Consider the following 16,433-nt stretch of genomic DNA (forward strand, 5'->3'; position numbering starts at 1 on the left):
GGTTGGCGCGCACTGGCCCCGACGGCGGTTAATCGATCTTGATTTTTGCGGCCCGGATCAGAAACTCATATTTGCTGTTTTCCGAGCGCACAAACTGTGCAAACCCGTCAAGCGTCAGCTCTTCGGGTGTGATGCCCATCTTCTTGAATTTCGCCAGGCCAGCGGGTGAATGCATGGCCGACGAGAATGCTGCGGCATAGCGCCGTGCGTCTGCGTCAGGCAATGAAGCCGGGGCAAACAGGCCGAACCACGTCGACACGTTGAAGCCTTGCACGCTGTCATTGATGCTGGGCACTTTGGGCAGAGCCTCGTCGCTGCTGAGCGTGGTCACCCCCAGCGCCAGCAGCTTGCCTGACTTGATCTGTGGCAGCGCCGAGGCGAGGTTGTCAAACACCATCAGCACCTGGCCCGACTCCAGCGCGGCCAGGGCCGGCTTGGAGCCCTGGAACGGCGTGTGGCCCATCTTGGTGTTGGTGAGCGACTTGAACATCTCGGCCGAGATGTGGCCGATGCTGCCGTTGCCGCCCGAACCATACTTGACCTGGTCGGGGTTTTTCTTGAGGTACTGCACGAGGTCGGGGGTGGTCCGAATCCCCAGCTTGGCGGCCTGGTCTGCGTTGATCACCAGCACGTTGGGGGTGCGTGCCACCAGCGCAATCGGTTTGAAATCCTTGAGGGCGTTGTAAGGAAAGTTCTTCTGCAGCCACGGGTTCACGGCGTGGGTGGCCACGGCGCCCATCAGGATCTGGTTGCCGGTTTTGGGGGCCTTGGCCACCTCGTTGGCGCCGGTGGTGCCCCCCGCGCCGGGCTTGTTCTCCACCTTGATGGTGCCCAGCTGTGTGGCCCCATCAGCCACGATGTGTGCCGAGGTATCCAGCGGACCGCCCGCAGGGTAGGGCACCACGATGGTGAGAGGTGCAGAAGGGTTCTGCGCCAACGCGGCGGTGGCCATGCTGGCAATGAACAGGCACAGGAGATTGCTACGGAGCGACATCGGGATCCTTGGGTGTTCCGGGGAGCGCGCAGTATAGGCACGTGTCCCCGTTTAACCCTTGGCGTGGTTGGGGCATCCGCGGTCAGGCTTTCAGCACCCCGCGACGAATCTGGTCGCGCTCCAGCGATTCGAACAGCGCCTTGAAGTTGCCTTCGCCGAAGCCGTCGCGGTAGTCGCCCTTGCGCTGGATGAACTCGAAAAACACCGGTCCCAGCAGGGGCGTGGAGAAGATTTGCAACAGCAGGCGCGGCGTGCCGTCGGCCGTAGAACCGTCCAGCAGGATGCCACGCGCCTGCAACTCGGACACGGGCTGGCCGTGGCCGGGCAGGCGGGTGTCCAGCATTTCGTAATACACGTCGTTGGGGGCCGTGGCCAGGGGCACACCGGCCATGCCGAGCTTGTCCACCACTTCGGTGAGGTTGTCGCAGATCAGCGCGATGTGCTGGATGCCTTCGCCGTTGAACTGCATCAGAAACTCTTCGATCTGGCCGCCGCCCTGCTTGGATTCTTCGTTCAGCGGGATGCGGATCTTGCCGTCGGGCGCGGTCATGGCCTTGGAGGTCAGGCCCGTGTATTCGCCCTGGATGTCGAAGTAGCGGATCTCGCGGAAGTTGAACAGCTTCTCGTAGAAGTTGGCCCAAAAGCCCATGCGGCCCCGGTACACGTTGTGCGTGAGGTGGTCGATTTCATTGAGGCCATGGCCCACGGGGCGGCGGTCTACGCCGTCGATGAACTCGAAGTCGATGTCGTAGATCGACTTGCCGTCTTCAAAACGGTCGATCAGGTACAGCGGCGCGCCACCAATGCCCTTGATGGCGGGCAGGCGCAGCTCCATGGGGCCGGTGGGGATCTCGATGGGCTGGGCACCCAGCTCCAGCGCACGGTTGTAGGCCTTGTGCGCGTCTTTCACGCGGAAGGCGAGGCCGCAGGCCGAGGGGCCGTGCTCGGCGCCGAAGTAGGCGGCCTGGCTGTGGGGTTCGCGGTTGAGAATGAAGTTGATGCTGTTCTGGCGGTAGAGCACCACGTCCTTGGACCGGTGCTTGGCCACCAGCGTGAAGCCCAGCTTTTCAAACACCGCCTCCAGCACGCCCGGCGTGGGCGAGGTGAATTCGACGAATTCGAAGCCTGTCAGGCCCATGGGGTTGTCCCAGGCCTCCAGTTGGGCGGCGGTGGGCTGCGGCAGGGGGGCGTTCATGGTTGTCTCCGGCATTCGTTGATGAATGTCATGGACTGTAGGTGCGGCATGCCTCATGTTTCTGGCGAAATCAAGACCCTATCGGGCTTGATTTGCAGGAATCTTGTGAATGATCAAATAAGGGCGCAGGACGACCGCGCCCATAAGAGCTTTGTCGCCCGGCATTTGCGCTGGGCGCTGGGTTCAGGAGCCAGACGCCGCGGGCTGCAGGCGGCGCAACGCCAGGGCCGCATCAATGCGCAACTGCTCTTCGGCCGAGAAAAGCTGCTGCCGAAGTTGTTGCAGCGCCGCCCCTTCGCCTTGCCGTGCCCGGGCCTCGCTGTATTGCGCCAGCCGCTGCTGCCAGTTCTGTTCTTCGCGGTCCAGTTGGGCCATGGCCTGGGCGGCCGGTTCGCCATATTGGGCGGCGCGCACGGTGTGGCGCGTGCGCTCGTCGGTGTTTTGTGCGTTGAAGCTGGCCGTCTGTTCTGCGGCCGCCATGTGTGCCGTGGCGGCATTGCGCTCGGCGCGGCGCTGTGGCGATAGCTCTGCTTCGGCGTCCTGCAGTGCCTGCGTGCGTTGCTCGGCCGACAACTGGGTGTTGCGTGTGACCTCCAGGCGCGCGAGCGTGTAGCGGTCCAGCTCTGCCTCACGGGCAAAGAGGGCGTCGTATTCGGCGTCGTCAAAAAACTGTGAGCGCACCTTCTGGCGAGCCTCCAGGGCGTTGCGCAGTGCGCTGGGGTCGTTCAGGTCTTGAGGCGCGTGCAGACCTGCGAGTGCCACGCGATAGTCCACATAACGCTCGGCCAGGGCCAGTGCCCGCGTGACCAGGTCGGGCGCAAAGTGCTGCCCCACTAGCTGGGCAAGCCGTTGTTTGAGTGCCTGGGGGTCGGCCACATCGCCGGCTTCCATCAGCATGGCTTCCAGTCGGTCGCGCAGGCCTTCGGTCAGCAGCGGGTCGGCTGAGCTGCCCGATGCTGGCGACTGCGCCGGGTGGGGTGACGTGCCGAGCCGGTTGGCATCGCTCGCAGCGATGGACGCGCCTACGGCCCCGCCAAGCATCGCGGTGGCCTGCGGTTTCTGGGCGGGGGTGTGCGCGCCCGGCTGCACGGTGAATGCGCCCAGCCACCAGGCCACGGCGGCTGCCGCAATGCCTGCGGCTATGGCGGCCAGCCCCAAAAAGTGGATGCGTGCGCGGGCTTGTGCCGTCTCCGGGGGGCCTTGGTGGCGGACGCTTTGCACGGTTTAAACGCCCATCAGCTTGAGGCGATTGGCGTGCTGGCGGTACAGCGTGACGGGATCGGTTGAAAACCAGTCGCGCAGGCCGAGCAATTGGTTGACTTCGTCGAGGTGGTTTTGCCGGTAGTCGCCCAGGTGTTTGCCCAGGCGCGACGAGCAGGCGGCCACCAGGCCATCGTTGGCTTCGCCAAAGACCAGGCCCAGTACGCTGAGCAGGCCGTCGCTGGCGTCCAGCACATTGGTCAGCGGCTGTGTGCCCGTCCACGAGTAGTAGCGCACGCCGTTCACCAGCTCGGCGCCGCTGCCGCAATGGCTGGGCAGCGCCTGCGGAAAGCGGCGGTTGAAGTCGGCGAGACCTGCGGTGGTGAGCGCGTCAAGCGCGGCCGTGGGCATCTGGGGCAGGCTTGTGCCTCCCGACACCAGGTTGATGAGCCCCACCAGGGCCTTGGCGGCGCTGTTGGCCACGGCCTCGGACACCGAGCCCTTCGGCGCAACCCTTCGCAGAATGTCGGCCACGCGAGAGCCTTTGTTCACGCCGCCAATGGAGGTGACCGACGCCACGAGTTGTGGCGCCACGCCCGCGACATAGCGGGTGGTGGGGCCGCCGTGGGAGTGGCCAATCAGATTGACCTTGTCGGCGCCCGCCATCGCCATGATGGTTTTGACCTGCGCAAGCAACTGCTCACCGCGCACCTCGGTGCTGTTGGCGGCAGAAACCTGCGCCACATACACCCGCGCGCCGCCCTGGCGCAGCGCGTCGGGGATTCCATAGAAGTAATCAACGCCCAGGGCGGAATCAAAGCCAAAAAGCCCGTGCACCAGCACGATGGGATAACGGGTCTGGGTGTAGCCGCTTTGCGCATGCGCCCCTGCGCCGATGAGCAGCAGCCCCGCCGTGGCTGCGAGCACCAGTGGCCGCAAAAGGCGGCTGAAAAATCCGGTCATGTGTTTGTCTCCGTTGATTGATTTTTTATATGCACAAAAACGAACGACCGTGCGTTTTTGCGGAATCAATTTTTGTGTTTCACCCACACAGTCACTATCGGGACATACCCGCAACCGCAAAAAGATTCGGCGGGAACCGTGTCGCGTTCGTAAAATCCTGCGTCATGACTGGTTTCAACGCACTCGACAAGCTGGACAGGGCCATCCTGCGCCGTCTCCAAGACAACGGCAGAGAAACCTATGACGTCATCGGCGAGCAGGTGGGACTGTCGCCCAGCGCCGTGCTGCGCCGCGTCAAGCGCCTGGAAGACAGCGGCGTCATTGATCGCTATGTGGCCTTGGTGCCGCCCGAGGCTGTGGGTTTGGGGCTCACGGCCTACCTCAATGTGCGGCTCGAAAAACACACCGAAAGCCACAAGCGCAACCCCATGGACCTGTTTCGCGCCAGCGTGCAGACCTGGCCCGAGGTGGTGGAGTGCGCATCGCTCACCGGCGAGATGGACTATCTGCTGCGCGTGGTGGTGGCCGACATGGCGCACTACAGCCGCTTCATCATGGACACGCTGCTCAAGCACCCCAGCGTGCAGGACTGCAAGACCAGTTTTGTGCTCGACCGCGTGAAGGCGACGACGGCCGTGCCGGTGTGAGCGGGCCTGATCCCTGCAACGGCCTGAGATCGTGAACACGTTCTAAACGCGCCAGCGGCGCAGGGTGTTGCCGCTTTGGGCGGACCGCTATACGCTTGCGCCATGGCAACCCTTGGGGCGGCCTTGGAGTGGGGGCGCCATAGCGCATCGCCAGTCATCCGGGCGACAGGGTATTCGTTTTTGTGGCTTGTGTTGCTATTTTTTGTATAGCTGCTTGTGCTCATGAATAAAGCGTTACAGCCTCTTTGTTACTGTGTTTTGGGGTGGCGCCACTATTTTGTTGCGGTGCAGCAAATTTCACTGGAAATGATCAGGGAAAACCCTTACATTAATTGCCATGATCGCAACCAAAGACTGGCTCAAGGCATCCTGGGACGCAGGGCGGGACATCCTGCGCCCGGTGACGGCGCGTCCCTCCATGCCGTCTGCTGATGGCCACCAGCCTATCCATCTGCCTGTAATGGTTCCTATCCGGGCGCTGGGCCCTACCTACCGCGAGCGAATCACTCAGCACCTGCTGCAGTTGGAGCCTGCCGACCGTTACCTTCGGTTTGGCTACGCGGCCAATGACGAGCAGATCCGCCGCTATGCCGAGCAGTTGAACTTTGACCGCGACGAAATTTTTGGCATCTACAACCGTCGCCTTGAGCTGATTGCGATGGCGCATCTGGCTTTCTCCGAGCACCCCGATCACAAACACTGTGCAGAGTTTGGCGTGTCGGTGCTCAAGCAGGCCCGGGGCCGAGGCTTTGGCGCGCGGCTGTTCGAGCGTGCCGTGATGCACGCCCGCAACGAAGGTGTGAGCATGGTGTTCATCCATGCACTGTCTGAAAACACGGCCATGCTCAAGATTGCGCGCAATGCGGGCGCCACCGTGCGCCGCGACGGCTCTGAATCCGAGGCTTACCTGCAGATTGAGCCCGCGAGCCTGGACACCCGCATGGCAGAAATCGTCGAACAGCAGTTTGCCGAAGTGGATTACCAGATCAAGAAGCAGGCCAAGCAGTTCTGGGACTTTCTGGCCAACGTGCAGGAAGTGCGCAGCGGCGTTCAGCACGCGCGCCACCAGTCGGCCGAGTGAGCTGGCGAAGCCGTGACGCCGGTGGTGGCTGGCGTTCACGACAATCCGCTATCCTAGGGGCCTGATTCACTACCGCACGTCCTGCACTCCAGACAGTGTCTGACCCGCACCCCGCGCACCCCGGGCGACCGCCCGAGAGGGAGGACAAGCGCACCTTCCTGCAAAAAGTGGCCGAGTTCATCCATCCGGGGCCCGATTCCCGGGAAGAGCTCATCGAAACCCTGGCCGAAGCCGAAGACAACGAAGTCATTGGCGCGGACTCGCGCGTGATGCTGGAGCGCGTGATTCGCATGGCGGACATGACGGCGCGCGACGTGATGGTGGCTGCCCCGCGCATGGATCTCATCAACATCGATGCGCCGTTTGACGAGCTGATGAACATGGTCATCCACACCGCGCATTCGCGGTTCCCGGTGTACCACGGTGAGCGCGAGAACATCATCGGCATCCTGATGGCCAAGGATCTGCTCAAGCTGCAGCGATCTCCCACGCTGAATGTCCGCGCTTTGTTGCGGCCGACGGTTTTTGTGCCGGAGAGCAAGGGGCTCAACGACCTGTTGCGCGAATTCCGCGGCAACCGCAATCACCTGGCCATCGTCATCGACGAGTTTGGCCGTGTGGCGGGCCTTGTCACCATTGAGGACGTGCTCGAAGAAATTGTGGGCGAGATCGAGGACGAGTTCGATATCCCCGAAGACGACGGCGATATCTTCGGCCTGGCTGATCGCACCTACCGCGTGAGCGGAGACACCCTGATCGAACGCGTTGCCGAAGCGTTTGGAGTCACTATCACCGGCAGCGATCCGGGCGAGCACTTTGACACCATCGGTGGGCTTATCGCCCACGAGATCGGCCATATGCCCAAACGCGGCGAGCTTCTGGAGCTTGCGGGCCTTCAATTTGTCGTGCTGCACACCAAGGGTGGCGCGGTGCGCTGGTTCAAGGTCTCCAGGGTCGAAGAAACCGACGCTGCCGGTTGATGTTGCGCGCCCATCCGGCAGCGGGACGGTCGCTGGTGACACAAATCCCTGTGGCCTTGGTGGCGGGCCTGGCGCAAGCGGCTTCGCTGGCCTGGCCCGGAAGTGGCCATGCGCTGTGGTGGCTGCAACTGGCATCGTTAGCGGTGCTGGCCTGGCTGGTGCGCCCGGCGGCCTCGAGCCCCTCGGTTTCATGGGGGCGCGGCGCCTGGATAGGCGGCATGTTTGCCACCGCATGGCTGTCTGGCACGTTCTGGTGGCTTTTCATTTCCATGTACCAGTATGGCGGCCTCGCAGCGCCGCTGGCGGCAGCTGCCGTACTGGGGCTGGCTGCATTTCTTGCCACCTATTACGCAGCGGCTGTAGCGTTGTTTTGCCGTCTGGCGCCCGTTGGTAAAGCGCGAAGTGCTCTTCTTTTCGGAGCGCTCTGGCTCTTGGCGGAATTGGCGCGTGGTGTGTGGTGGACGGGTTTTCCTTGGGGCGCTGGCGGCTACGCGCATGTGGATGGTCCGCTGGCCGTTCTTGCGCGCTACGTGGGGGTGTATGGCATCAGCGCGGTAGCGGCCATGCTGGTGATGTTGGCCGTGCAGGTGCGCCGTGACGACCTGCGCAGCGCTCGCCTGTGGGGCCTTTTGTTGGCCGTCGGGGTGGCGCTTGCCGCCGCCACGATGGATCGGTTTTGCGCAGTGGATATGTGCCACACGCCAGTGCAACCCCCGGCGCCTGCCCTGAGCCTTGAGTTGCTTCAGGGCAACATCGCGCAGGATGAAAAGTTCCAGTCGGGCAGCGGCGTGCCGGTGGCGCTGGCGTGGTACGCGCAGGCCCTGCGGGATGCGCGCGCCGACCTCGTGGTGGCGCCAGAGACCGCGATCCCGCTGTTGCCCCAGCAACTTATCCCTGGTTACCTTGACGGCATTGAGCAGCGCTATGCCCACGGCCAACAAGCGGCGTTGCTGGGTATACCGCTCGGAGACGAGACACTGGGCTACACCAACTCGGCGGTGGGTTTCAGCCCCGCCACCGTGAACGAGCCCTATCGGTATGACAAACACCACCTGGTGCCGTTCGGCGAGTTCATCCCGCCGTTTTTCAGGTGGTTTACCGAGATGATGAATATTCCGCTGGGCGATTTCAACCGCGGCGCGGTTGGCCAGCCCTCGTTGGTCTGGGCGGGCCAGCGCGTGGCTCCCAATATCTGCTACGAAGACCTTTTTGGCGAAGAGCTGGGCGCGCGGTTTCGGGACCCGGCTAAAGCCCCCACGGTGTTTGTCAACCTGAGCAATATCGGCTGGTTTGGCGACACCGTGGCGATTGACCAGCATTTGCAGATCAGCCGCATGCGGGCGCTGGAGTTCGAGCGGCCCATGGTGCGGGCCACCAACACGGGGGCCACCGCCATCATCGATCACCGCGGCGTGGTGACCCACCAACTGGCGCGCTACACCCGTGGGGTGTTGCGAGGCGAGGTGCAGGGCCGGGGGCTGGACGCCCAAAGTGGCTGGGCAATCACCCCTTACGCGTGGTGGGTTTCTCGCTGGGGGCTGGGGCCGCTCTGGGGTTTTGGTGGCTTGGCGCTGGTGTGGGCACTGGTGGCAATCCGCTTGCGGGCGGCGCGTGGCAATTGATCCACGTCAGGTGTTTTGGCGGCGGTCGCGCGGGCTTGGCGGCCAAAACCGGATGGTGTCATCCTATGCCTTGATAATAGAGGGTCGCACGCGGGGGCTTGTGTTGCGTATAACGATGGTTTGAAGCGGTGCAACCGCTGTTCTGGAGCACGACTGAAAATGGCAGATTCCTTTTCCTACGAACAACTGATCGCCTCGGGCGAGGGCCGGCTGTTCGGCGCTGACAGCGGGCGTCTGCCGCTGCCACCCATGCTGATGTTCGATCGCATCACGCACATCGACAGCGATGGGGGCGCACACGGGCTAGGAAAAATCCGCGCAGAGCTGGACATCAAACCCGATTTGTGGTTTTTTGCCTGCCACTTCCAGGGTGACCCGGTCATGCCCGGTTGCCTGGGGCTCGACGCCATGTGGCAGCTCATCGGTTTTTACCTGACCTGGCTGCAACTGCCGGGCAAGGGCCGAGCGCTGGGCGCCGGCGAGGTCAAGTTCACTGGTGAAGTGGGGCCTGACGTGAAATTGGTCACTTACGAAATCGACATCAAGCGTGTCATCAAGCGCAAGCTGGTCATGGCCATTGGCGATGCCCGCCTGCTGGCCGATGGCAAGGAAATTTATGTGGCCAACGACCTGCGGGTGGGCCTCTTCAAACGCGACGACGCAACGGTCGGAGCACCCACGGAGGGAGCCTCGGCATGATCTCGAAAAAGCGTGTTGTCATCACAGGTGCGGGCATCGTCTCGTGCATCGGCAATGACCAGCAGGCCGTCACCCAATCGCTGCGCGAAGGCAAGTCCGGCATCCGCGCGATGCCCGAGTTTGCCGAGCTCGGTTTGCGCAGCCAGGTGGCGGGCGTGCCGCAGATTGATCTGGACGCACTGATTGACCGCAAGCTGCGCCGCTTCATGGGGGATGCCGCGGCCTATGCCTATGTGTCGTTGAAAGACGCCATCGCGCAGTCCGGCCTCACGCCCGCGCAGGTGTCGCACCCGCGCACCGGCCTCATCATGGGTTCGGGCGGCGGCTCGCCGGCCAACCAGATCGAGGCTGCAGACACGCTGCGCAGCAAGGGCATTCGCCGCGTGGGGCCGTACCAGGTCACGCGCTGCATGGGCTCGACGGTGTCGGCCAATCTGTCCACGGCGTTTGCCATCAAGGGCATCAATTTTTCGATCACTTCGGCCTGCAGCACCTCTGCCCATTGTGTGGGCATGGCCGCGCAGCAGATCGCCTTTGGCCTGCAGGACGTGATGTTCGCGGGCGGCGGCGAAGAGCTCTCGTGGGGCCTCGCGCTGCTGTTTGACGGCATGGGTGCCATGTCCAGCAAATACAACGACACGCCCGAAAAAGCCTCGCGCCCCTATGACGCAGACCGCGACGGCTTTGTCATCGCCGGTGGCGGTGGTGCGCTGGTGCTCGAAAGCCTCGAACACGCGCAGGCACGCGGCGCCCACATCCTGGCCGAGGTCGTGGGCTTTGGCCTGTCGTCCGACGGCGAAGACATGGTCGCACCGTCCGGTGACGGCGCGATCAACTGCATGCGCCAGGCGATTGCCGACGCAGGCGGCGCCACCATTGATTACGTGAACACCCACGGCACCTCGACCCCCGTGGGCGACCTGCCCGAGCTGCGCGCGCTGCGTGAAGTGTTTGGCGATGCGGTGCCACCGTTTTCATCGACCAAGTCGCTCACCGGCCACTCGCAAGGTGCGACGGGCGTGCAGGAGGCGATTTATTGCCTCTACATGTTGCAGGAAGGCTTTGTCGCCGGCTCGGCCCACATCGAAAACCTCGACCCGGCTGCCGAAGGCATGCCCATCGTGCGCACCTCGCGCGATGCGCAGCTCACGACCGTGCTGTCCAACAGTTTCGGGTTTGGGGGCACCAACGCCAGCCTGGTGCTGCGCCGCTGGAACGATTGACGCAACCCTCTGGGGCGCATTGCGTCTTTCCGTTTTTCCCTCTGGCCGCTACTGCGCGAGAGGGAAGGGGGCCCCGCCACCGCAGCGGGGTCGCCTCAAGTCACCGCCCGATCAGTGCGCGGGCCCGGATGACAGCGCTTGGTGCAACAGCCCCGGCAGCATCGCCAGTATGCGCGTGGCCTGCAGCCCCGGTGGCAGCGTGCGTGCGTGGTAGCAGTACAACGACATAGGCGGCAACTCGTGCAGTTCCACCGCCATGATGGCCTGCGGGTCGAGCTGGGTGGCTGTCAGAAAGTCGACCACCGTCCAGCCCATGCTCCGGCGCACCAGCTCCAGCGCCAGCCGTGAAGTCTGCACTTGCAGGCTTGGCCCTGCGGGCGTGCCCAGGCGCTGGGCGAGGTCGTCGATGGACAGGCGCATGGGGTCGTCCCCCACCAGCCGAATCACTGGCACCTGGGCCAGCCGGGCGCCGGGTGTCACGGCGCGCGGCGCGCGCGCCCACACCGACTGCGCCACGGCCAGGTACATGCGCCCGCTGACCAGCAGGTCGCTGCGGATCTGCGGGTGCGGGTGCTTGTAGAAGCCGAGGCAAAAGTCCACGCTGCGCGTGAGCAGGGCCTGTGTCATCTGGTCCTGGTGAATGGTGCGCACTTCCACGCCCACCTGCGGGTAGCGCTGCGCGTGTTCTTGCAGCACCAGGGGCAGGAATTCGTGCGTGATGGAGGGAATGGCCGCCAGCCGCACACTCCCGGAGTCATTGGCGCCCAGGTTGCGTGCCGTGCGGCGCAGGGCTTCGAGCTGGCGGTGGATGCCTGTGGACTCGGTGGCGAGCACCTGCGCCTCGGGCGTTGGGGTCAGTCCTGCCGGTGTGCGCACGAACAGGCGGTAGCCGAGCTGCAGCTCAGTGTGCGCCACGGCCTTGCTCACGGCCGACGGAGTAATGCACAGCAGCCGCGCGGCAGCGCTCATGTTGCCGGTTTGCAGAACAGCCTGGAACACCTCAAGTTGCCGCAGGTTCATTGCAAGGTCCGTAGGTGGGGGGTGTGAGTTCAATTCACAGGGGGTGGCTGATTATTCCCTATCGGTGTGTCTGACTTTCTCATACCATCCGGCACCGCCAACGAGCGGGTAGGGGCCCCAGCACACACCGCTGAAGGCCCTCTTCAAAACAACTGTCTGGAGATTTCTGTCATGCGCATTTCCCAACCTGTGCACCGCTGGCTTGCCGGCCTGCTGCTGTCCGCTGCCTCTGTCGTGGCCCTGGCCCAGGCGGCCAAGCCCAACGTGGTCGTGCTGGCCACCGGCGGCACCATTGCAGGCGCTGGCGCCTCGGCGGCCAACAGTGCCACCTACGCCGCCGCCAAGGTGCCGGTGGACAAGCTGTTGGCGGGCCTGCCCGAACTCTCCAGCGTGGCCCGCGTCTCGGGTGAACAGGTGTTCCAGATCGCGTCCGAGAGCTTCACCAATGAGCATTTGCTCCAACTCGGCCGACGCGTCTCGGCCCTGGCCAAGCAGGCCGATGTGGACGGTATCGTCATCACCCACGGCACCGACACGCTCGAAGAAACCGCGTACTTCCTGAACCTGGTGGTGCACACCACCAAGCCCATCGTGGTGGTGGGCTCCATGCGCCCTGGTACGGCCCTGTCGGCCGACGGCGCGCTGAACCTGTACGACGCCGTGACCGTGGCCGCCAGCAAGGACGCCGCTGGCAAGGGCGTGCTCGTCACGATGAACGACGAGATCCAGAGCGGTCGCGACGTGAGCAAGACCATCAACATCAAGACCGAGGCCTTCAAGAGCCAGTGGGGCCCGCTGGGCATGGTGGTGGAGGGCAAGAACTACTGGTTCCGCGCCCCGGTCAAGCGCCACACGACCAACTCCGAGTTCAACATCGACGATATCAAGGCGCTGCCCGCCGTGGACATCGTGTACGGCTACGGCAACATGAACACCACAGGCATCGAAGCCTATGGCAAGGCTGGCGTCAAGGCACTGATCCATGCCGGCACGGGCAACGGCTCGGTGGCAGCGCAGGCCGTGGATTCGCTCAAGGCCCTGCGCGGCCAGGGCGTGCAGATCATCCGCTCGGCCCGCGTGCCGGATGGCTTTGTGCTGCGCAATGCCGAACAACCCGACGACAAGTACGACTGGGTGGTGGCCCATGACCTGCGCCCCCAAAAGGCCCGCATTCTGGCCATGGTCGCCCTGACCAAGACCAATGACAGCAAAGAGCTGCAGCGCATTTTCTGGGAGTATTAAGAAGACCCCCTGAGTCGCTTCGCGCCTTCCCCCTGAAGGGGGACGCCCCCAGCGCGGCGGGGCGGCTCTTGCGCGGGGGCGCTGGCCTGGTTCGCGACAGTTTCGACGGGTGGCGAACTGCGTAGCGATAGGCTATTTCAGATAAGACTTGGCGCACCATATGTGCGCCGACGGGCTGCCCGCAAAGGTGGTCACCGGCACGCACCGGCTTATAGCTCGCGTGACTGGTTGGGAAGGCTGGGGCTCCAAAAGGGCTCCGGCCTTTTTTCATGGGTGCGGGCCGATGTTGCTGGTGCTGCCGCAGCACCTGCGGCTGCGCGCCGTAAAATCACTGGTTTCGCGCGCGATGCCCGCCCTTGTTGCCTTTTGGGGCGGCGGGCGTTGGGTTTGGCGCACGCACCGCGTTTTCTTCTTGTCCCCCTTACTTGCCCGGCCCTGGCTTGCCAGTGCCCCAGCCACAGACGCCATGTTGACATTCCAGCAAATCATCCTGAAGTTGCAGTCCTATTGGGACGCGCAGGGTTGCGCCCTTTTGCAACCCTATGACATGGAAGTGGGCGCAGGCACCTCGCACACCGCCACCTTCCTGCGCGCCATCGGGCCCGAGCCCTGGAAGGCTGCCTACGTGCAGCCCAGCCGCCGCCCCAAGGACGGCCGCTATGGCGAGAACCCCAACCGCCTGCAGCACTACTACCAGTACCAGGTGGTCTTGAAGCCCGCGCCGGCCAACATCCTGGAGCTGTACCTCGGCTCGCTCGAAGCCCTGGGCTTTGACCTCAAAAAGAACGACATCCGCTTCGTCGAGGACGACTGGGAGAACCCCACGCTCGGCGCCTGGGGCCTGGGCTGGGAAGTTTGGCTCAACGGCATGGAGGTGACGCAGTTCACCTACTTCCAGCAAGTGGGCGGCATCGACTGCAAGCCCGCCACGGGCGAGATCACTTACGGTCTGGAACGCCTGGCCATGTACCTGCAGGGTGTGGACAACGTCTACAACCTGACTTGGACCGAGCGCGCCGACGGCTCCAAGCTCACCTATGGTGATGTGTACAAGCAAAACGAGGTGGAACAGTCCACCTACAACTTCGAGCACAGCGACGCGGACTTTTTGTTCACCGCGTTCAACGCGCATGAAAAGCAGGCCAAGCACCTGATGGAGCAGCAACTGGCGCTGCCCGCCTATGAGCAAGTGCTCAAGGCCGCGCACAGCTTCAACCTGCTGGATGCGCGCGGCGCCATCAGCGTGACCGAGCGCGCTGCCTACATCGGCCGCATCCGCAACCTGGCCCGCGCTGTGGCGCAAAGCTACTACGAAAGCCGCGAGCGCCTGGGTTTCCCCATGGCACCGCGCGAGTGGGTGGAACAGATGGTCAAAAAGGCAGCGTGAGAGAAATGACGATGACAACCCAAAACCTCCTCGTTGAACTGTTTGTCGAAGAACTGCCCCCCAAGGCGCTTCAGAAGCTGGGCGATGCCTTTGCCACGGTGCTGGCCGACCAGCTCAAGGCCCAGGGTCTGGCCGCCGCTGATGCTGTGGTAACGGCCTATGCCGCGCCGCGCCGTCTGGCGGCCCATGTGGCGGCTGTGCTGCCCCAGGCGGCTGACAGGGCCGTGCAGCAAAAGCTAATGCCGGTGTCGGTGGGGCTCGATGCCTCGGGCAACGCGTCTCCTGCATTGTTCAAAAAGCTGCAGGCGCTGGGCGCCGATGTGTCCAACCCCGCAGCCGCCGTGGCCGCCTTGAAGCGCGCGCAGGACGGCAAGGCCGAAGCCCTGTTCTACGACAGCGTGGTGCCCGGTGCCACCCTGCAGGCCGGTTTGCAAAAGGCGCTGGATGAAGCCATTGCCAAGCTCCCCATCCCCAAGGTCATGAGCTACCAGCTCGAAACCGACTGCGAGCTGCCCGGCTGGACCAGCGTGAACTTTGTGCGCCCCGCACACGGCCTAGTGGCGCTGCATGGCAGCACCGTGGTGCCCGTCAAGGCGCTGGGCCTGACGGCTGGCAACAGCACTACCGGCCACCGTTTTGAAGCCGCCGTGTCGCCCGTGGTGCTGGCCGACGCCGACAGCTACGCCGCCACGCTGCGAAAAGACGGCGCGGTGATCGCATCGTTTGCCGAGCGCAAGGCCGAGATCGCACGCCAGCTGGCTGCGGCCGCTGCGAAGGTGGGTAACGGCGCCCGCCCCATCGAAGACGAGGCCCTGCTGGACGAAGTGACCGCGCTGGTCGAACGGCCCAACGTGGTCATCTGCCAGTTTGAAGAGCAGTTCCTGGGCGTGCCGCAAGAGTGCCTCATCCTCACGATGAAGGCCAACCAGAAATACTTCCCGCTGCTGGACGCCGCAGGCAAGCTGACCAACAAGTTCCTGGTGGTCAGCAACATCAGCCCTGAAGACACCAGCTTTGTGACCGGTGGCAACGAGCGCGTGGTGCGCCCGCGCCTGGCCGATGCCAAGTTCTTCTTTGACCAAGACCGCAAGAAGACCCTGGCCTCGCGCGTCGAAGGCCTGGGCAAGGTCGTGTACCACAACAAGCTGGGCACGCAGGGCGAGCGCGTGGAGCGCGTTAGGTCAATAGCCAAAGCCATTGCCACGCAGCTGGGCGATGCCGCTTTGGTGGCAGATGCCGACTTGGCAGCACAACTGGCCAAGACCGACCTCGTGACCGATATGGTGGGCGAGTTCCCCGAGCTGCAAGGCACCATGGGCGGCTACTACGCGCTCAACGATGGCCTGGGCGAGACCGTGGCCTACGCCATTGAAGACCACTACAAGCCCCGTTTTGCGGGCGACGCACTGCCCCGCAACACCGCTGGTGTGGTGGTGGCGCTGGCCGACAAACTGGAAACCCTGGTGGGGATGTTCGGCATTGGCAACCTGCCCACGGGTGACCGCGATCCGTTTGCGCTGCGCCGCCATGCGCTGGGCGTGATCCGCATGCTGGTCGAAAAAGACCTGCCGCTGGATTTGAACGCGCTGCTGGCCGGTGCCGTGCCCGCGTTTGGCGACAAGATCACCGACGCATCGGCGGCGCTGGCCGACTTCATCTACGACCGCCTCGCCGGCAGCCTGCGCGAGCAGGGCTTCAGCGCCCAAGAGGTGGACGCCGTGCTGGCCCTGCGCCCGCAGCGTCTGGCGCTGGTCGAAAAACAGCTCGCGGCCGTGCGTGCCTTTGCCGCCTTGCCCGAAAGCCCGGCCCTGGCCGCTGCCAACAAGCGCATCGGCAACATCCTGAAAAAAGCCGAGGCCGAAGGTGCGGTCGACCCCCACGTCAACCCCCAGCTGCTGCAGGAAAGCGCCGAGCAGGACCTGTACGCCGCGCTGCAGCGTTTTGTGCCCGAGGCCAATGCGCAATTCGAAGCCGGTGATTTCACCGCATCGCTGCAAACGCTGGCTGTGTTGCGTGCGCCGGTGGATGCGTTTTTTGACGACGTGATGGTCAACGCCGAGCAACTCGATCTGCGCCTGAACCGCCAGGGCCTGCTTAAGAGCCTGCACCTGGCGATGAACCGCGTGGCCGATCTCTCGCGCTTGGCCGTTTGACGCGATCGCCCGACCTGATAGGCTGGC

Annotated in this window: 14 protein-coding genes; 9 read left to right on the forward strand and 5 right to left on the reverse strand. The window is 64.0% G+C overall.

The window, feature by feature from the left end; all coding sequences use genetic code 11:
- Positions 1–28: 28 nt before the first annotated feature.
- The 4 genes from KI609_RS03185 to KI609_RS03200 all read right to left on the reverse strand — a co-directional run bounded on the left by KI609_RS03185 (position 29) and on the right by KI609_RS03200 (position 4,352).
- Complete coding sequence (locus tag KI609_RS03185) at positions 29–994, reverse strand: Bug family tripartite tricarboxylate transporter substrate binding protein (RefSeq protein ID WP_226447025.1); 966 nt, start codon at positions 992–994, stop codon at positions 29–31.
- Between the two features lie 82 nt (positions 995–1,076).
- Positions 1,077–2,189: a 4-hydroxyphenylpyruvate dioxygenase gene (gene hppD / locus KI609_RS03190; RefSeq protein WP_226447027.1), complete on the reverse strand. Its 1,113-nt coding sequence runs from the start codon at positions 2,187–2,189 to the stop codon at positions 1,077–1,079.
- A 183-nt stretch (positions 2,190–2,372) separates the two neighbouring features.
- Positions 2,373–3,410, reverse strand: a complete 1,038-nt coding sequence (locus KI609_RS03195; RefSeq protein ID WP_226447029.1) for a lipase secretion chaperone — start codon at positions 3,408–3,410, stop codon at positions 2,373–2,375.
- A gap of 3 nt (positions 3,411–3,413) precedes the next feature.
- Positions 3,414–4,352: an esterase/lipase family protein gene (locus KI609_RS03200; RefSeq protein WP_226447031.1), complete on the reverse strand. Its 939-nt coding sequence runs from the start codon at positions 4,350–4,352 to the stop codon at positions 3,414–3,416.
- 164 nt (positions 4,353–4,516) lie between these two features.
- On the opposite strand from KI609_RS03200, the gene KI609_RS03205 reads away from it, so the two are divergent.
- The 6 genes from KI609_RS03205 to fabB all read left to right on the forward strand — a co-directional run bounded on the left by KI609_RS03205 (position 4,517) and on the right by fabB (position 10,604).
- Positions 4,517–4,999 (forward strand): Lrp/AsnC family transcriptional regulator, encoded by a 483-nt coding sequence (locus KI609_RS03205; RefSeq protein ID WP_226447033.1) that lies wholly within the window; start codon positions 4,517–4,519, stop codon positions 4,997–4,999.
- Positions 5,000–5,336: 337 nt separating this feature from the next.
- A complete protein-coding gene (locus tag KI609_RS03210) occupies positions 5,337–6,080 on the forward strand; it encodes a GNAT family N-acetyltransferase (RefSeq protein ID WP_226447035.1) in 744 nt (247 codons plus the stop codon).
- A gap of 95 nt (positions 6,081–6,175) precedes the next feature.
- The gene (locus KI609_RS03215) at positions 6,176–7,060 is read left to right on the forward strand and encodes an HlyC/CorC family transporter (protein ID WP_226447046.1); all 885 of its coding nucleotides are present in this window, start codon (positions 6,176–6,178) and stop codon (positions 7,058–7,060) included.
- Complete coding sequence (gene lnt, locus KI609_RS03220) at positions 7,060–8,682, forward strand: apolipoprotein N-acyltransferase (RefSeq protein ID WP_226447048.1); 1,623 nt, start codon at positions 7,060–7,062, stop codon at positions 8,680–8,682. The genes KI609_RS03215 and lnt overlap by 1 nt, the downstream gene beginning before the upstream one ends.
- A gap of 159 nt (positions 8,683–8,841) precedes the next feature.
- Positions 8,842–9,381 carry a 3-hydroxyacyl-[acyl-carrier-protein] dehydratase FabA gene (fabA, locus tag KI609_RS03225; protein WP_226447050.1) on the forward strand — a complete coding sequence of 180 codons (540 nt, stop codon included), beginning with the start codon at positions 8,842–8,844 and terminating at the stop codon, positions 9,379–9,381.
- Complete coding sequence (gene fabB / locus KI609_RS03230; protein ID WP_226450162.1) at positions 9,381–10,604, forward strand: beta-ketoacyl-ACP synthase I; 1,224 nt, start codon at positions 9,381–9,383, stop codon at positions 10,602–10,604. Before fabA ends, fabB begins: the two co-directional genes overlap by 1 nt.
- A 111-nt stretch (positions 10,605–10,715) precedes the next feature.
- Here the strand turns inward: fabB and KI609_RS03235 are convergent, their stop codons facing one another.
- Complete coding sequence (locus KI609_RS03235) at positions 10,716–11,624, reverse strand: LysR family transcriptional regulator (protein ID WP_226447052.1); 909 nt, start codon at positions 11,622–11,624, stop codon at positions 10,716–10,718.
- 171 nt (positions 11,625–11,795) lie between these two features.
- Here KI609_RS03235 and KI609_RS03240 point away from each other — a divergent pair, with 171 nt between their 5' ends.
- The 3 genes from KI609_RS03240 to glyS all read left to right on the forward strand — a co-directional run bounded on the left by KI609_RS03240 (position 11,796) and on the right by glyS (position 16,406).
- On the forward strand, positions 11,796–12,866 hold the full coding sequence (locus KI609_RS03240; protein ID WP_226447054.1) for a type II asparaginase: 1,071 nt from the start codon (positions 11,796–11,798) through the stop codon (positions 12,864–12,866).
- 466 nt (positions 12,867–13,332) lie between these two features.
- The gene (gene glyQ / locus KI609_RS03245) at positions 13,333–14,253 is read left to right on the forward strand and encodes a glycine--tRNA ligase subunit alpha (RefSeq protein WP_226447056.1); all 921 of its coding nucleotides are present in this window, start codon (positions 13,333–13,335) and stop codon (positions 14,251–14,253) included.
- A gap of 11 nt (positions 14,254–14,264) precedes the next feature.
- Positions 14,265–16,406: a glycine--tRNA ligase subunit beta gene (gene glyS, locus KI609_RS03250; RefSeq protein ID WP_226447058.1), complete on the forward strand. Its 2,142-nt coding sequence runs from the start codon at positions 14,265–14,267 to the stop codon at positions 16,404–16,406.
- Positions 16,407–16,433: the final 27 nt, after the last annotated feature.

This window comes from Acidovorax radicis (genome assembly GCF_020510705.1).
GTDB classification, from domain to species: Bacteria; Pseudomonadota; Gammaproteobacteria; order Burkholderiales; family Burkholderiaceae_C; genus Acidovorax; species Acidovorax radicis_A.